Below are 16268 nucleotides of genomic sequence, written 5' to 3'. Positions count from 1 at the left end.
CCCAGCGTGTCGACCATGTACGTCCCAGGAGCTCATAGACGAGCCAGCAAATCCGGATCGAATTGGTCACTGATCCAGGCAAAGGTCAGGTGGTCCCGCCACTGTCCGTTGACGTACATGTAGCTGCGGCGCAGCCCCTCCGGCTCCATGCCCAGCTTCCGGACTACGCGCAGGGACCGTTCGTTTTCTGGCAGAATCGCCACCTCAAGCCGGTGCAGATGGGGGCCCCTCCTGTCTCTGAATGCCCAGTCAGCCAGCATGGCCAGAGCCAGGGGCGCGAACCCATGACCAATCCAATCCTGGCCCACCCAGTAGCCCGCTGTCGCTGTACGCATGGACCCGTAGCGGATGGCACCCAAGGAAATCTGCCCCACGATGCTCTGATGAAACTCCATCAGAAAGACCGCTGAAGTGCCCTCCTGCCGGGCACGTTCCAGCTCCTGCATCCACTGGGCATAGGTCATGCCAGGTCCATGGCGGGGATCCCCTGACTCCCATGGGGCCAGCCAATCGCGATTCCTCCATCGGACCGCGTTCCAGGCTGCTTGGTCGCCCTCGCGGATGGGCCTCAGCAGGAAGTCCCCATGGCCCGGGGGCGAAGTCAGACGATCAGGCAGATCCAGGGCATGGTCCGAACGGGCTCGGGAACCCTGCCAGACCTGGCGGAAGGTATGCAGAACCGACATGACTCCATGTTCTCACCGAACGGCAGCCGAGGCGGGCATGCGTCCACCAGGGAGAGCCCCCTGCTGGTAGAACTGAGGGCATGAACGAGCAGGAACGCATCGATGTGGACAAGCAGGATCGACGCGGCCGGTTGCTTGAAGCCCGACGGCGTATCGACCCGGCCCAATGCCTGGACGCAGGCCGCAAGCTTGCCGACCTGCTGGCAGGCCAGGTGCTTGCCAGGGTCGAACGCTCCCGAGGCGGCCAAGGCCTGACCGTGGCTGCTTTTGCCTCCATTCGAGGGGAGATAGCCATGGACCCCAGCCTGGAACTCCTCCTGGGCCGGGGCGACCAGGTGCTCATTCCCATGCTGGGTACAGGCACCGAAGTAGGTTGGGGTCGACTGCAATCAGGGCAGGATCTGGGTGACATGAAGCGGATTCCAGGTTGGCGGCCTGATGAACCCGATATGCCTGCCCTGCCGGCGCAGGCCTTGGGCACAGCCGATCTGATTCTGGTGCCAGCGCTGGCCATCGACCATGCCGGCATTCGCCTGGGACGGGGCGGCGGCTGGTATGACCGTGCTCTGGCCCTGCGTGCAGACCGGACCCCAGTAGTAGGCATCTGCTGGCCCGGCGAATTCGTGGAAGCCCCTCTGCCCCACCTGGACCATGATCTCCCCGTGGATGCAGTCCTGACGCCTGAAGGTTTCACGCCCACAGCCACAGGTCTGTCACGAAGGCCCGGCACAGACCATAATGGTGATGAACAAGGCTGACGAGAGGCCCGGTGCCGATTCTTCTGGTCGAAGCCACCACTAGGATATTGGGTATTGAACCAATCGTCGCGCGAACCGACCATCAGCGGAGGGAAAGAACGGTGCCCACCTATCATTATCGCTGCAAGAACTGCGGATACGACTTCACCAAGGAGCAGTCCTTCAACGACGAACCCATCACCATCTGTCCCAAGTGCGGGCAACAGCAGGTCCGTAAGATCTTCTCCGCAGTGCCCATCGAGTTCAAGGGTCATGGCTTCTACCGGACCGACGGAGCCTCATCCTCCTCTTCGAGCTCCACAAGCAGCAAGTAGACCGAGAGGCACATTCGACCACATCGACCATGCAGACCCATAGGCCGGCCAAGATCCTGGCAGGCTGGGGGCATGGTCGATTTTTCCATCTTCAGCAAGAAGGATAAGCCTTCATCGGCAGCCGGATCCCTGACCCGCCGGCGGCGACTTTTTCGGCTCAGGCGTGTGGGGACCGCCCTGGCATTGGGGCTGGCAGTGTTCTGTACCCTGCAGATCCTGGTCCAGGCCCAGGGCCGCCTGTCTATACTGGTCGCCGCACGGCCCATTGCACGCGGATCAGCCATCGAACCTGCCATGGTTGAAAGGCGGATCCTGCATGGCAGGGAGCGGCTGCCCGGCCTGATCTCCTCATATGGGCAAGTCCGTGGACGGCGGCTGATGATCAGCGTCCATACGGGACAACCGCTAACGACGGCCATGATCAGCGCCAGACCGACACAGCCGCCCGGGACCACTCCGGTGACCGTCCGCTTGACTGACGATCCGGGAGACCTGCAGGCTGGGGACAAGGTGAGTTTGCTGGCTTCAGGGGACTGCCCTGCTGATGCCGGCCCGCACCCTGTCCAGCCGAATTCCGGGCAGGCCTCTGGCGGCGGACATTGCATGATAGCCGAGAAAGCTCTGGCTCTACAACCGGCGCAGACAATCCCCAAGGACCGATCCGACCCGGAAGGGCGGGAGGGCAACCAAGTCCGGCAAGCGTCCCAGGCCGTCTTCGCTCTGGATGCCGGCCAGGCTCTGCTCCTGCTGTCGCTGGATCCTTCCACCCCTGTCATCGCCATCCGCTCCGACAGAACTTCTGCACCGACACCCTCCAATCATGTCGGAAAACCGAAACCATTCTGGGCCCGCGATAATGGAGGAAGAAGCAGGCATGGGCGCTCCATGCCTCACATCAGCTACGGAAGGATGCAGAATGGCCTCGATCAATCAGGTGGCGGCCAAGGATACCGCCGAAGCAGTCCACAAAATCTCGCAGATCAGCAACAAGGGCGTGCTGGGCGAGTTCAAGCAGTTCATCTCACGCGGTTCCATGGTGGATATGGCCGTGGGCGTGGTCATGGGTTCGGCGGTGACCAGTGTGGTCAACGCCATCGTCAACAATCTGATCAGCCCGCTGATCGCCATGATCTTCGGCAAACCGGACCTGTCGGGACTCCTGACCATCAGCTACCGGAACGCCACTATTTCCTTTGGCGCCATTCTGACGGCCCTGCTCAACTTCCTCTTGATCGCCATCGCCGTCTACTTCTGCATCATCATGCCCATCAACAAACTGCGGCAGCTGAGCCGGGCAGCCTCGGGCATCAAGGACCAGCCCAACGCACCCAGCCCTCAGGACCAGACCCTTCAGCTGCTGCGCCAGATCGCCGAAGACATCCACCGGTCAACAGGTGCAGGCGACAGTCAACAGACTGGAACCGAACTGCCCAAGGGCCAGGATTAGGATCAGCGGTCAGTCGCCGCGCTCATGGGGAAAGAGCCCCCAATGCGGGGGCAGCTCGCCCAGGATCCGCCGATCATCCCCGTCAAGACGATCCTGCGCACAGACCCGATCCTGAGGATCTTCCTCGGTGCCATCAACATCAAACCGTTCCCTGCCTGGACGAACTACCCGGCGATATCGACGCGGGTGCGAAGCTGCAGGCTCGCTGGGCTGCTTCCCGCGCTCTGGTTGGTCATCCTTCGCCATTAACGCGCCTGCTGGTAGATATCGGCAAGGCGGGCGACGATCCTGTCGGCTTCTTTGTCAGGGTTGACAAAGGCCGAAACACTCCAGACGGTCATGACCGACCATCCAAGATACTGCAGGTCCTCGGTGGTGAACCGGTGACGTTCCCGGGTGGACTGGGTGTGCATGAACTCGGCGTCGTCTGTCAGCACCGCCAAAGCATAGGGCTTGTTCTTGAGCCCGACCACCAACGGAACTCGGGGCGCCTGGTCGTACCCGTAGTCCAGGGCTACATCCAGCCCCCGGGTTCGCAGCCGCTGGGCCAGATCCCGGAAGAGCACATTAGTGGACTGCTCGGCCTGCTCGGGCCGGACCGGTTCCGCGTCGGGGTGCTCAGCCCAGGTCAGCAGATCCTTGAGCAGACGGGGCCCGGGCTGGTGAAGACGGTCGTCTTCCAGATCCTCAGCGGAAAATGCCGCGACGATGTCCAGATTCCGATCCGGCAGAACGAGAGCATCCAGCAGCATGCCCTTGCCCCCTTCGCCTTCCAGATCGCCGAACTGCTGCAGGAGACGGCCGTGAGTGGTCTTGGCAAACCCCAGAGTCAGGATTACGTCCGTGGCGCGAGCACCACAGACCTCGTCAATGCCGACGATGCGTACATGCCGCAGGAACTTGGCGAAAACCCTGTCCTTGGCTGCCGCCGATTTGAGTTCAGCGCCCAGCCGGGAGCGATGGGTTGCCGACAGCGTGACCACAGTCAGCAGATAACTGTTCGGCACCAGGGAGAAGGATCCGGCCCTGCGCTTGAGCATGTCGACAACGGCAGCGACCTCCTGTTGGCTGGACTCGACCAGCCCGGTGGCCATGACCGGGACGCCAGCGCCCTCCACCCTGGTCAGGGTCACTCTGCCAGGTTCCCGACAATCAGGGACAGGTGCCGACAGATCCCCATAGCCGTGATCCTTCAGGAAGGTGTCCAAGCGAACCGAGCGGCGCGAGGGGCGGGCTTTGACGGTGACCGGGACCAGATGGCCGACCAGTTGCAAAAGGCCATCCGAAGTGATGGTAGGCCGGTGGGCGATGACCGCCACCTGCCGGGCCCGAGCCAACACAGTCAGCACCTGGATGGAAGGCATATGGGCTCCGGCATCGATGATGACCGTGTCGGCCAGCTGCGTCGGATTGGTCCTGGTCGCCAGTGTGGCCGGAGTCGCGATGATGATGGGCTTGGCCGCCGACAGGATACCAGGGTGGGCCTGTTGGAAGACCGTAAGGGAGGCACCGGGGTTGCCGGCCAGCATGGTGTGCAGCTGATTAGCCTCCTGGGTGCGCGAGAAGAGCAGCTCTGACAGACGCTTTTCGCTCTCCTGGGCAACCATGGGGCCTACGCTGGCCACGTGCTGGGCATCCACCTGGCTGAAGCGGTCGGCGGCGTTGGACAGGGCGGAACCATCCTGATTGGAGATGATCTGCGAGGAGCGCATGATGTCGTCGAAGACCGTGGTCCACCAGGCCAGTTGCAGCTCGGCCCGCACCGCCTTGCCTTCAACCTGACGGTTGCGCAGGTCCTGGACCAGCTCCTCCAGCCCTGCCTTGCTGAATTCACCCTCCAAAGCGCAGCGCTCAGGCAAGGTATCCAAGGCTGTATGGTCGTCAAAGAGCGCCTTGAGCCGCTCCTCCACCTTGTTGAGATCCATGGTCTCCAGATCGCCCCCGGCCGGAGTCGAGTCCAGGACGGTGTCCAGAGCTGTCATGTCGCGGATCAGGGATTCCTGCGTGTCGATGATGACGTCCAGTTTGGGCGGCAGGACCGGCCAGCCGCCGTGGGGGACGAAGGTCCGCCACTGCTCGGCCTGCTTGGAGACCACCACCAGCGACTCATGCAGATCCTCGACCTGGGCGCCGGGCCTGAGCAGGCTCTTGGCCTCCTTGACCAGACGTCTGCGTTCCCAGAATCCCAGGTTGGTGCCGTTGGCCTTGCGATCGGCCTTGGACTTGGTGGCCTCGATCATGGCGGGAATGTCGCGCTCGAATATGGAAGGCTGGAAGACATCCAAGACCCGGCGCAGGTTCTTGAGGACCACCACCTGCCGTCCCCAATCCTTGACGGTGGCAGGCACAGGGAATCCGCAGGTCTCTACCGTGGATTTAACCTGCTCACGGGTGTCCGGCAGAAGCCGCTGCAGAAGACGGACCACACGGGAGTACGCGTCCACAGCCTCGTTCTCGTTGACCAGGGTGGCGCCGAACCAGGGGGTGTCCTGGGGGCCGATGACGAATTCGCCCAGCTCGGCAGCCCTCTCCAGCTTGTCCGCCCACGTATCCAAATCGGGTTGCAGATCGTGGGCGGTGGCCGCGCCCAGACGGACACGGGTGGCTGGGTGCGTAGGCATATTGGCGATGTTGGCCAGATTCTGGATGGTTTGGTAGGCCGAAACCCCCCAGCTGGAATCCACCCCATGCAGATCGCCCAGGTAGCGGGTCAGTCGGGAGCGGACACCCACAAGCTCATCAGCCACCTGGTCAAAATGCTCGCTGGCCTTGCCGGGTTTGAACCCCACTGCATCGATCAGCCGTTGGTCCAGGACCCTGCCCAGCTGGTCATCGGTCAGATCAAGGGCCATGTCAGCCATCCCGGCAGCATCCAAACGATGCTGGAAACGCCGCTTCTCCTCCACCACGCAGGGCACATAGAGCACGGTTCTGCCGGCGGTGACGCAACGCGAGGCGATGGCCAGGGCATCGTCGGCGCTGTGGTGGCCGGTCTGCTCATCCACAAGCACGCTGTGCCCGGTCGCCACCAGCTGGGCGGCATAACGGACCCGGTTGTCCACATCTCCAGCCTCAAACTCGCTGTGAGGGTCAGCATCGAAGGGGCTGTAGTCGGGCACTGGTCCGCCCTTGAGCCGCTCGGAGGCTGCCTGGTCGCCAGCCAAGGCATCCAGCAGATCGTTGCCGGTGGACCCAGCGGTCATCCGGTCCAGAATCCGAAGGCTTTCGCCCAGCAACTGGGCCGATGGCTCGATAAAGCACCCCAGAACGATTTTCCGCTCAATGGTGAAGTCGCTGATGTGCGGCGTGATCAGAGCCGTCATGTCCTTGAAAAGCGATGAGGTTTCAGGGGTGCCGCCCTGATAATGGGAGGCCGAAAACAGGCGATCCGGATCCAGGGTGATGCCACGCTCGCGCATGGCCGAGATCAAGGCAGGATTGAGATCCACCTTGCCTGTGAATCTGATGGAAGCCCTGGAGGCCCCCTGTGTGCTCTCATCGATGCGCACGGGATAGAGCAGTACGGGCATGTCGCGCCCCTGCCAGGCAGCCACCCCTACGACCATGGAAAGCTGGGCGAAACCGCTGGCACGCTCCTTGGCGGCCTGGTCGTCCAGAACCCGCTCCATGCGGCGGTGGGCCGCACGCAGCATGCCGCGGTCCCGGAACAGCGCATCCAGATGAACCTGGCCGCTGGCGAAAAGCTGGGCAATGCCTGAAGGATGCGCGTGCGTCAGGTCCATCTGCGCGGCCAGCTGCGACACATTCTCCAAGGGGGTCAGTCCCACCTGGTTCTGATAGTCCTGGCGCCATCCCCGGATTCGCTCTAGGGGCGTCAACGGGGCCTTGACTTCTTCTGCCGCACGGTCGGAGGAGGACCCGGCCGTTGATGCCTGTGCATCTTCAGCCCGTTTGTCATCTTCCGATCCCCCGGTGCTCATTACCGTCTCGCTCATCCGTCCACTCACTTCCGCACGGCGTTCAGATATTCGTGATACCCGTCATTGTTGCGCAGGGCCGCGTCGATGTCCTGGTCGCCCTGAGCCTCCAACCAGGCGTACAGATCATCATAGAGGGCCGGATTCATCGCCAGAAAGGGCAGCAGCTGGCGATGCTTGGCCATGGCGAACTGCAGGGCGAAGTCACCAGTACGCTTGGCATCATCGGAACTCATTCCGTCCACCACGATGGCCTCCTGGCCACGGTCATAGTCACCCTTGGAGACCCGCTCGAAGACCGATCCGGGCTCGAAGGCCGGCTGATACTGCTGGTCATCATCCGGCTGATCCGCTGGCTGAGGACGTCGGGCCTGGACCGATTCCTTCTTGGAAAGGCGGGCCAGCTCTACGGCTCCCAGCGGGGTGAATCCCTGGGCGGTGTCCGCTTCCCTCCCCCGGCCTTGCCGAGATTGACCATCTGCATAGCCCCTGCGGCCGGAAGCTGCACGATCATCGCGATGCCGACGATCATCATGGGCATCGCGAGCATCCTGGTCGTAGCGATCCTGATCAGGGGCGGATTTAGCGGAACGGGAACGACGAGCATCAGCGAAAAGGTCACGGTCGACTGGCTGGCTCTCCTCCTGAGTGCCGACCAAGGGCAGACTCTGCTCGGATTCGTGTTCCTGCCATGGCAGAGGCTGGCGGGCTTCGCCACGGGCGTCCTGGGTCTGGGAATCCCCTCCACGGCGATCGCCTTCGCGGGCTTCGAATGCCCTGTCAGCCTGGCCATGATCGGCTGAATCAGCATCGTCAGAATACCGAACTTGCGGGCCTCGCGAGCCTGAGGGCTCTGATCTTCCTGAGAAAGGCGGCGACGGATTGCCCTCCGAACCGCGAGCGACCGAGCCGGTCCTGGGCCGATCCTGTGAAGCACCGCCGGTCTCTTGGGAAGCATCGGCTGTCTTGGCAGCGCCCAAAGCCATATCGTGAAGGGCAGTGACCCGGTTGCGGACCCCGTCGGCCTTGAAGATGCCAGTGGGCTCGCCGGCGCGCATGTCCAGAATGTCATCGACGGACATTTCGGCCGCGTCAGGCTCCACCATGCCCCGGGGCTGTGTGGAATATGAGAAGAGGTCAGGCACCCGGGGCGAGGGATCAGTCTTATCCTCTTCGGGATTGCTGATGCGCACGAAGTCGACGGGGACATCACCGAACTGGAAGCGGGCCGAACTGCTGGACAGGGGGAAGGCGGCGTCCACGGGCAGCCTGACCAGCGATCCGTCGGACTGGATCAGATAGGACCCGTTGGTGGAACCCATGTCGCGCAGGGTGGCCAGACCGTCCTGGTCGACGGTGAAAATGGCATGCCGCTTGGACATGGATTTAGTCTGATCGGGCACCTCCAGACGACGCCGACCGTCATCGGCCAACGGACGCAGAGGCTTGCGGCCGATCTCGACGGTCTCGCCAGGCTTGAGCCGGGTCTCTTCCGCCCCATTGAACTTGATTATCCACACCTGCCCCGGTCGCCGATCGTCACTCACGTTTTCGACCTCCCAAATCTGCAGCCGCCTTCACTCGGTACTATCGCCTATTCTGTCATGAAACCCAGAGATAGGATTGATTGCGTGCCGAATTACCTGATAAAGGACACATGAGAGGCTCGCAGGCATAGCGCACCACTTGGAGCCCTCCGAATCGGCAGTATCTACAAACCTGATTGCGCAAACGGCACGTGGTTCATTGCCTGCCATGAATCAATTCAGACACTTTGGTCCACCCTGGTACAAATAGTCTCCGAACAAATAGGCACACCTATCCCCCATGGCATGGCCGGATATGGGAAAGCCCCGGGCCGTCGGTGACGGCACAGGGCTTTCCAGCATGCAAGGGCTCAGAAAGAGCCGATGACTACTTGAGCTCGACGGTGGCGCCGGCCTCTTCCAGCTGGGCCTTGGCCTTGTCGGCGTCCTCCTTCTTGGCACCTTCCAGGACGGCCTTGGGGGCACCGTCAACCAGAGCCTTGGCGTCGGCCAGGCCCAGGTTGGTGATGGCCTTGACAGCCTTGATGACCTGGATCTTCTTGTCGCCGATGGCGGAGAGGACGACGTCGAACTCGGTCTTCTCCTCCTCAGCCGGAGCAGCAGCACCGGGGGCGGCAGCGGCCACGGCCACGGGGGCGGAGGCCTCGACGTCGAACTCGTCCTCGAACTTCTTGACGAAGTCGGACAGCTCGACCAGAGTCATTTCCTTGAACGCGTCGATGAGCTCGTCAGCGGAGAGCTTGGCCATAATGGCTTCCTTTCATTTGTGGCGACCGGCATTGACTGGTAGGCCGATCACCGAACATCTTCTTTTGTATTTGCCGTATGAATCCGGGCCAGTGGCCGTGGACTCAGGCGGCCTTTTCCTGCTTCTCGCGCAGGGCGTCGAACGTGCGCACGGCCTTGGTAGGCACAGCGACGAACAGGTTGGCGGCCTTGGACATGGTGCCCTTGAGCGCGCCGGCCATCCGGGAGAGCAGAACATCGCGGGATTCCAGATCCGCGATCTTCTTCATGGCATCCGCGTCAGCAACAGCTCCATCAATGAAGCCGCCCTTGACGATCAGTGCCGGGTTGTCCTTGGCGAAATCACGCAGCGTCTTGGCGGCATTGACGTAATCACCCTTGACGAAGGTGATGGCGCAGGGGCCGGCAAGCATCTCATCGAGACCCTCGATTCCAGCCTCTTTGGCCGCAATCCGGGCTAGCGTATTCTTCGCCACGTTGTAGGAAGTATCGCGGCCTAGCTTGTTTCGCAGATCGGCGACCTGCGGAACACTGAGCCCGCGGTACTCGGTGAGGATGATGGCGTCGGCGTCACGGAACTTGTCCGTCAGCCTGGCGACAGCCTCTTCCTTTTCGGGCCTTTTCATGGCGTTCCTTCCTAGACAGACCTCTGGAGGGAGCCGGGCGACCGAGCCTGACAGGCAAAAAGAAAGCCCTGCCGACAGGCAGAGCAGAAAACAGGTCACGAGGACCGATTGAAAACTCAACCTGTGCTGGCTCGATCAACCGAACTTAGGAGACCCAAGGGTCCCGACCAACGGTCTTTGGTATGCAAGGGGCAATACTACACAGATCGTCTGCAACCGTCAAGTTCGTAGGCACGGCAAGTTGGGAGCCAGCCGGATCCGGGGACTGCAGAACCACAGCAGATTCACGGCATCCAAGCCTTGACGGGCGCAACCCATCGGATCGCAGGCCCATAGGTGACGGGCCGCACGGCCGAGGGCCCCTTGCTGACCTGCGCTCAGAGCTCGCGGACGATGCCCAGCACCAGCCTGGCGGCCGTGTCGGCATATTCGGAGATGTCGAACTCCCGGAAGACTTCGTAGTCGGTGTCGGCGTTGTCGCTCAGAGCGCGGATGACCAGGGCTGGCACCTTGTTGCGGGCCGCCACGTGGCAAACGGCCGCCCCCTCCATCTCGACCGCGTCGGCCCCGGTCTGCTCCTTGACTTCGGCGATCTTCTCTGGGCTGTCCACAAAGTAGTCACCTGTCGCAATGGTGCCGACGATGTGCTTGATCCCCATGGAGTCCAGGGTCCGGCTTGCCAGATCCAGCAGGTGAGGGTCCGAGTGGAACTCCTCGGTGCCGGGGGCCGACTGGGCCACCAAGCGCATGTCGGTATCCAAATAACGCAGGGTACCGCCAAGAACCACGTCGTTGATGTGCAGGTCCTTGTTCAGGTTGCCCGCAATGCCGGAGAAGATAACGGCCCCGGGATGGAAGGCATCGATCAAATACTGTGTGGTGGCGGCGATGTTAACCGTGCCCATGCCGCCCACGGTGGCAGCCAGACGAACCGGGCCGTGTGACCCATTCAGGGTGCCGCATATGACCTTCAGGCCAGCATCACCAGCCTGGGGATCCTGATCCGCCTGCTGCAGACCTCGACCGATCAGGGCCACCTCCTCATCCATGGCCCCGATGACGGCAACCGGCCGCCGATCCTCACCCTTCAGGGAGGCATCCGCTTCGCTCATACCTGACTCCTTATCCAAGATTTCACCTGCAACTGCAGCCCGACCAGACTACTGCAGGCGCAAGTCAACGAGCCGTGTTTCGACGACGACCCACGGCTCCTGCCAGCTCCTCCAGCAGGTCCTGGGTATCAGGCCAGGAGATGCAACGGTCGGTGATCGAACATCCGTAGACCAGCTGGTCCAATGGGGCCGGCTGCTGATTGCCTCCACGTATGAAACTCTCCATCATCAGGCCAGTGACACCTTCCTCACCGTCGCCTATCCGCTGGGCCAGCTCATGGACAACCTGGATCTGGCGTCGCTCGTCCTTGCCGGAATTGCCATGGGAAGCATCGATGAGCAGTCCGTGGGCAGCCGCGCTGTCCTCAGGCATGCGCTGGCGCAGCACGGCAAGGGCTGCCCGCACCGAATCCTGATCATAGTTGGGGCCGGACTTGGAGCCGCGAAGGACCAAATGACAGTCGGGGTTGCCCATGGTCGCCACGGCCGCAGCCTGACCCTCATGGTCTATTCCGAAGAAGGTGTGGCGCTGAGAGGCCGCATAGCAGGAATCAATGGACACATCCACGCTGCCATCCGTGGCGTTCTTGAAGCCGATGGGCATGGACATGCCGCTGGCCAGCTGCCGATGAACCTGGCTCTCCGTGTTCCGGGCGCCAATGGCCCCCCAACTGACCGCATCGGAGATGTACTGCGGCGATGTGGGCTCAAGAAATTCCGTGGCCGCCGGAAGTCCGGTTTCCAGCACACCCAGCAAAATGCGCCGCGCCAGGACCAGGCCCTTCTGGATGTTATAGCTGCCATCCAGGTCGGGGTCGTTGATCAGGCCCTTCCAACCGACCGTGGTCCGAGGCTTCTCGAAGTAGACCCGCATGACGATCAGCAGCCGATCCTTCAACCGCTCGTTGACGGCCGACAGACGACGAGCATAGTCCAGGGCGGCATCGGGGTCGTGAATGGAGCAGGGACCCACAATGACCAGCAACCGATCATCCCGCCCATGCAGGCAGTCCACGATTTCCTGCCGGGAGCGGATGACCAGATCCTTGGCCGACCCGTCCAAGGGATATCTGGTCAGCATCTGCGCGGGCGAAGGCAGGCGGTCAAGTTCAAAGACCCTCCTGTTGACGATCCGGCCTATGCCTACCTCGTCCTCCCACCTGGGCACGTTCCCGGTCTGCAGGGGGTTGACGCCTGCCGCCAGCGCCTTGTGCACCAGTTCAACCTCGTAGGCCTTGCTGGGTCGGGGCAAAGGCTCCTGTGGCTCATCCTTGATCCGGCTCATGCCTTCTCCTTTCCCGACGAGCCTGCACGGCATCGGCCAGGATCTGCAGCAGTTCCTCGGTCCTGTCCCAGGAAATGCAGGCATCGGTGACGGATCGGCCGAAGACCAGCTGATCCAGCGGGGCCGGAGCCTGGTTACCGCCCTCAAGAAAGCTTTCCATCATGATGCCTGACAGGCCCTGCTCACCCTTGGCGATACGTTCTGCCAGCTCTTCGACCACCTGGGCCTCACGCACTGGATCCTTGCCACAGTTGCCATGGGCTGCGTCGACGATCAGCCCCCGGCAGGCACCAGGGCCCAGCGGGGCCTGGTGCATGGCCTCCAGGGCGGACCGGACGGACTCCGAATCGTAATTGGGGCCATGACTGGAACCGCGCAGAATCAAGTGACAATCTGGATTGCCCCTGGTCTCGGCAGCGATGACATGGCCGTCCAGGTTGATGGACAGGAAGTGATGCTCGGATGCTGCGGCCAGGCAGGAATCAACCGCTGCCTTTACGCTGCCCTCGGTCGAATTCTTGAAACCCATGGGCATGGACATGCCGCTGGCCAGTTCCCTGTGGACCTGGCTCTCCGTGTTCCGAGCCCCGATGGCCCCCCAGCTGACCGCGTCGGAGAGATACTGCGGGGTGATGGGATCCAACCATTCCGTGGCCGCCGGAATCCCTTGTCCCAGAACCTGCCAGAGCACTTGACGGGCCAGGCGAATCCCCTTGCGAATGTTGAATGTTCCATCCAGATCGGGGTCGTTGATCAGCCCCTTCCAGCCCACCGTGGTCCGGGGTTTTTCAAAGTAGACCCGCATGACGATCAGCAGCCGATCCTTCAACCGCTCATTGACAGCCGACAGACGACGGGCGTACTCCAGAGCAGCCTTCGGGTCGTGAACTGAACAGGGGCCGGTAATGACCAGCAGCCGGTCGTCCCGGCCATGCAGAACATCCCGAATGGCCTGACGGGAGTCCCGCACCAACCCCATACGCTCCGGATCCAGGGGCCGCGAGCGCAAAAAGACCCTGGGGGCCGGGATGGGATCCAGCTGACGAATGTTGACGTCCACTGTTTCGGGAAAGACGGCCGTATCGGCAAAATACTGCCGCTCCTCTTCCGGGATGATATCCGGTTCCTTGACGAATGCCACGGTCGCTCTCCTCTCTGTCGTACTTCGACGATCTTGCCCGAATTCCTTATAACCATCCGCGTCCGGGCCGATGCAGACGGTCCGTTCCCGCGATCCATGCAGACCACGGGAACGAACAGCTCAATGGATAGATTGGTGACGTTGCTCAGGCTAGGGCGCCCATGGGATCCCAGGCGGGCAGCATGATGGCCTCCTGGTCGAAGGCCTGGCGATACTCCTCGGGCAGCATGGACTTGGGCACGGCCACCTCATAGACATACTGGCTGAACCAGTCGTCGCTCATGGTGAAGTAGCCCTTGTTGGCAATGTCCCCGCCCCAGGAGTTCTCCACCCGCCAGCGGTTGGTGGTCCGGCCGTCGTCGGCCACATCCACGCCCACGAATGCCATGGCATGGTTCTGGGCAGAATCTCCGAAGCGCACCCGCTGCTCCTTGTCCATGTCGAAGTCCACACCGTAGACCCGGCCGTACTCGAACAGGTCGGTGGCCCACTGACCGGCCTTGCGGTCCATCATGGGGTGGCAGTCGGCGCCGAACCAGACCGGCAGGCCCTGCTCGCTCATCAGACGACGGGCGCAGTCCTTCATGACCTCCACCGGAACGTTCAGGTACTCGGTGGGATCGCCGCCAGCGACGTTGCCCAGATGTTCGATGCCGATCTTGCGGCCCTTGGGGTGCTCGGGGCGCGGATCGTCGACCAGGCAGACATAGTCTTCGAGTCCGGCATTCACGTAGCGCTTCCAGAACTCCTGTGGGGTGATCCGCCCATCCCTGTGGAAGACGCCGTCCTTGTCGGTCCACTCCCAGTCGAAGCTGGTGGGCGGGGTGCCCAGATGAATGGTCAGCATACGGTGCCCGGCCTCCAGGGTCCGATCAATGATCTCGTCGATCCCGTCCGGATTGGCCACCATATGAGCCGTGGCCTGGTGGAGCAGGCGACGCAGTTGGTCGTTCATCTGGCTGGTGTTCTGGGAGGAAGCGGTCTCGGGATAGAACTGCTTGGGCACTGCGCCGTACTTCTTATAGATGTTCATGGCCATGATCCACTGGCCGCCATCGCCCATGACATCGCCCATCAGGAAGCGCATGAGCTGGGAGTCGACGGGCTCGCCGGCACGCACCAGAGCCGCCACGTCGCGCAGGAAGTAGTTGACGCGCTCAAGCTTGTCATAGTACATGGCATAGTTCTGGGACAGCTCGAAGTCGCCCATGGGGTTGGCAGTGCTTTCACCATCGATGTTCAGAGCCTTGCGGGCCACGAATCGGGCCACGTTCAGCGAGCTGAAGAGCCAGCAGCGACCAGAGTGCGCCTGCGAAGTGACCGTGCCATTGTCGATGCTGACCGAAAAACGGTGCTGGAGCAGACGGGAGCGGTTATAGTTGTGGGCCACTTCGTCAATGCCTACCTGAGTGACGGCATTCATGGCGACATGGTTGGCCTCCCGCTCATCGAAGGCGGTCCGCAGGCCCTCCAAACGGGTCTGATCCAGTGGTGTCAGTACTGATGTCATACGGTCTGTCCTTGTTTCCTTTCATGCGGATGTATCTGCATCCCTGTATTCAGCATAGCGGGAATCGGTCCTCATGGGTTCGCCTGGCGGATGATGTGGACAACTGTGCCTTTGTCAAGCCAGGGAGAAGCGCTGGGCCGCATTGACCACGGCCAGGGCCACCAGGACCGCCAGACCAAGAGAGATCCAGCCCTTATAGGTTCCGGGGCGTGAGCGATTGGCGCGCAGGCGGTCTGCCAACTGTCCGCGAATCAGCCAGAGGACGACCAGTCCCCCGATCAGGCCCAGCAGGGTCATGCCCTGGTTGATCATCGAGCCGGTGCGGGCCGGCACTGTCTGGGTCAGCCACATCATGGCGTCAGCCAGGACCAGGTTGTTGAAGATATGCAGTGCCATGGACCAGAGGATGGAGTATTCCATGGCGATGACACCCAGAACCAGGCCCAGCAGGAAGGTGAACAGACTCTGGGTGATGTCTCCGTGCAGGCAGGCGAAGATAAAGGAGGAGGTGACGATGGCAAAGGTTCGTCCGTAGGGCTTCAGTCGGCCCATGACCACGCCGCGCAGCAGGAACTCCTCGACGACGGGGACCAGGATAGCCGTGTCCAGGGGCGACAGGAACCCGTGCTGGCCCGCCGCGATCTGGGAGGTGGTGGAATGGTAGACCAGCCCCAGGGCCTGGGATCCCTGGTTGACCACCCAGGTGAAGCCGGTCTCGATGCTGCTGGCCAGCATAATCAGCAGGATGGCCCCGATCAGCACGGCTGGGCCAGGATTGGTCTGCGCCTTGTACTGCACAGGGTTGGTCCCGCGCCCGCGCAGATCCTGGCTGCGGGTGCCGAAGAGAAAGACCAGCATGACCAGATCACCCAGCAGATCCGCCAGCCCCGGCTGACGGGCAATGCCCATGGCCGCGGCCACCGAGGGCAGATTCAGAACCCCGGCGATCAGGTTGGCCGCCACCAGATACACCAGAGCATAGAGGGATTGCAGGTCCACCCCACGGCGCACCTGGGCACTCCATGGGCGTGAAGCCGCAGCCGACCCGGATGTCCCCGTGGCAGACGCCTGTGATGATGCGTGCTGTGATTGATGCATGACGCTCTCCCAACCCTGTGACCCTTGGCCTACACCTCTTCACCATCGACTCTAGGCCT

General features: G+C 62.2%; 14 protein-coding genes and 1 pseudogene. 4 read left to right on the top strand and 11 right to left on the bottom strand.

Going from position 1 to position 16268, the window contains the following annotated elements; translation table 11 throughout:
* Nucleotides 1-32 precede the first annotated feature (32 nt).
* Nucleotides 33-686 carry a GNAT family N-acetyltransferase gene (locus AC0AII_RS01140; protein ID WP_490445807.1) on the bottom strand — a complete coding sequence of 218 codons (654 nt, stop codon included), beginning with the start codon at nt 684-686 and terminating at the stop codon, nt 33-35.
* 80 nt (nt 687-766) lie between these two features.
* On the opposite strand from AC0AII_RS01140, the gene AC0AII_RS01135 reads away from it, so the two are divergent.
* The 4 genes and pseudogenes from AC0AII_RS01135 (at nt 767) to mscL (ending at nt 3205) form a co-directional block, all read left to right on the top strand.
* The gene (locus tag AC0AII_RS01135) at nt 767-1444 is read left to right on the top strand and encodes a 5-formyltetrahydrofolate cyclo-ligase (protein WP_490445806.1); all 678 of its coding nucleotides are present in this window, start codon (nt 767-769) and stop codon (nt 1442-1444) included.
* A gap of 101 nt (nt 1445-1545) precedes the next feature.
* Nucleotides 1546-1758 carry an FmdB family zinc ribbon protein gene (locus AC0AII_RS01130; RefSeq protein WP_024626815.1) on the top strand — a complete coding sequence of 71 codons (213 nt, stop codon included), beginning with the start codon at nt 1546-1548 and terminating at the stop codon, nt 1756-1758.
* A 72-nt stretch (nt 1759-1830) separates the two neighbouring features.
* Nucleotides 1831-2169 (top strand): annotated as a pseudogene (locus AC0AII_RS01125) (SAF domain-containing protein); the annotation flags it as partial.
* 505 nt (nt 2170-2674) lie between these two features.
* Nucleotides 2675-3205: a large conductance mechanosensitive channel protein MscL gene (gene mscL / locus AC0AII_RS01120; RefSeq protein WP_490445805.1), complete on the top strand. Its 531-nt coding sequence runs from the start codon at nt 2675-2677 to the stop codon at nt 3203-3205.
* A 9-nt stretch (nt 3206-3214) separates the two neighbouring features.
* On the opposite strand, the gene AC0AII_RS01115 is transcribed toward mscL, so the two are convergent.
* The 10 genes from AC0AII_RS01115 to AC0AII_RS01070 form a co-directional block, all read right to left on the bottom strand.
* Complete coding sequence (locus AC0AII_RS01115; RefSeq protein ID WP_463318010.1) at nt 3215-3451, bottom strand: hypothetical protein; 237 nt, start codon at nt 3449-3451, stop codon at nt 3215-3217.
* A complete protein-coding gene (locus AC0AII_RS01110) occupies nt 3451-7161 on the bottom strand; it encodes a helicase (RefSeq protein ID WP_490445804.1) in 3711 nt (1236 codons plus the stop codon). Before AC0AII_RS01110 ends, AC0AII_RS01115 begins: the two co-directional genes overlap by 1 nt.
* An 8-nt stretch (nt 7162-7169) precedes the next feature.
* A complete protein-coding gene (locus AC0AII_RS01105; RefSeq protein ID WP_490445803.1) occupies nt 7170-8690 on the bottom strand; it encodes a variant leucine-rich repeat-containing protein in 1521 nt (506 codons plus the stop codon).
* A 367-nt stretch (nt 8691-9057) separates the two neighbouring features.
* Nucleotides 9058-9438: a 50S ribosomal protein L7/L12 gene (rplL, locus tag AC0AII_RS01100; RefSeq protein ID WP_045924837.1), complete on the bottom strand. Its 381-nt coding sequence runs from the start codon at nt 9436-9438 to the stop codon at nt 9058-9060.
* A gap of 103 nt (nt 9439-9541) precedes the next feature.
* Complete coding sequence (gene rplJ, locus AC0AII_RS01095; RefSeq protein ID WP_024626821.1) at nt 9542-10063, bottom strand: 50S ribosomal protein L10; 522 nt, start codon at nt 10061-10063, stop codon at nt 9542-9544.
* A 377-nt stretch (nt 10064-10440) separates the two neighbouring features.
* On the bottom strand, nt 10441-11175 hold the full coding sequence (gene mtnN / locus AC0AII_RS01090) for a 5'-methylthioadenosine/S-adenosylhomocysteine nucleosidase (RefSeq protein ID WP_490445802.1): 735 nt from the start codon (nt 11173-11175) through the stop codon (nt 10441-10443).
* A 64-nt stretch (nt 11176-11239) separates the two neighbouring features.
* On the bottom strand, nt 11240-12460 hold the full coding sequence (locus tag AC0AII_RS01085) for a 3-deoxy-7-phosphoheptulonate synthase (protein WP_490445801.1): 1221 nt from the start codon (nt 12458-12460) through the stop codon (nt 11240-11242).
* Nucleotides 12441-13601, bottom strand: a complete 1161-nt coding sequence (locus AC0AII_RS01080) for a 3-deoxy-7-phosphoheptulonate synthase (RefSeq protein ID WP_490445800.1) — start codon at nt 13599-13601, stop codon at nt 12441-12443. Before AC0AII_RS01080 ends, AC0AII_RS01085 begins: the two co-directional genes overlap by 20 nt.
* Nucleotides 13602-13746: 145 nt before the next feature.
* The gene (locus AC0AII_RS01075) at nt 13747-15111 is read right to left on the bottom strand and encodes a C1 family peptidase (protein WP_463427679.1); all 1365 of its coding nucleotides are present in this window, start codon (nt 15109-15111) and stop codon (nt 13747-13749) included.
* Between the two features lie 114 nt (nt 15112-15225).
* Nucleotides 15226-16209, bottom strand: a complete 984-nt coding sequence (locus AC0AII_RS01070) for a CPBP family intramembrane glutamic endopeptidase (protein WP_490445799.1) — start codon at nt 16207-16209, stop codon at nt 15226-15228.
* Nucleotides 16210-16268 lie beyond the last annotated feature (59 nt).

The sequence above is a fragment of the Bifidobacterium sp. VU/mBH4 (B4) genome (assembly GCF_058199535.1).
The sequence above is the reverse complement of the archived record's forward strand: the minus strand, read 5'-3'. Positions and strand labels throughout refer to the sequence as shown.

Excerpts from the sequence above, each read along its gene's own strand:
- AC0AII_RS01140 (WP_490445807.1), bottom strand. The coding sequence starts at position 686 with ATGTCGGTTCTGCATACCTTCCGCCAGGTCTGGCAGGGTTCCCGAGCC.
- AC0AII_RS01135 (WP_490445806.1), top strand. The coding sequence starts at position 767 with ATGAACGAGCAGGAACGCATCGATGTGGACAAGCAGGATCGACGCGGC.
- mscL (WP_490445805.1), top strand. The coding sequence starts at position 2,675 with ATGGCCTCGATCAATCAGGTGGCGGCCAAGGATACCGCCGAAGCAGTC.
- AC0AII_RS01115 (WP_463318010.1), bottom strand. The coding sequence starts at position 3,451 with ATGGCGAAGGATGACCAACCAGAGCGCGGGAAGCAGCCCAGCGAGCCT.
- AC0AII_RS01110 (WP_490445804.1), bottom strand. The coding sequence starts at position 7,161 with ATGAGCGAGACGGTAATGAGCACCGGGGGATCGGAAGATGACAAACGG.
- rplL (WP_045924837.1), bottom strand. The coding sequence starts at position 9,438 with ATGGCCAAGCTCTCCGCTGACGAGCTCATCGACGCGTTCAAGGAAATG.
- rplJ (WP_024626821.1), bottom strand. The coding sequence starts at position 10,063 with ATGAAAAGGCCCGAAAAGGAAGAGGCTGTCGCCAGGCTGACGGACAAG.
- mtnN (WP_490445802.1), bottom strand. The coding sequence starts at position 11,175 with ATGAGCGAAGCGGATGCCTCCCTGAAGGGTGAGGATCGGCGGCCGGTT.
- AC0AII_RS01085 (WP_490445801.1), bottom strand. The coding sequence starts at position 12,460 with ATGAGCCGGATCAAGGATGAGCCACAGGAGCCTTTGCCCCGACCCAGC.
- AC0AII_RS01075 (WP_463427679.1), bottom strand. The coding sequence starts at position 15,111 with ATGACATCAGTACTGACACCACTGGATCAGACCCGTTTGGAGGGCCTG.
- AC0AII_RS01070 (WP_490445799.1), bottom strand. The coding sequence starts at position 16,209 with ATGCATCAATCACAGCACGCATCATCACAGGCGTCTGCCACGGGGACA.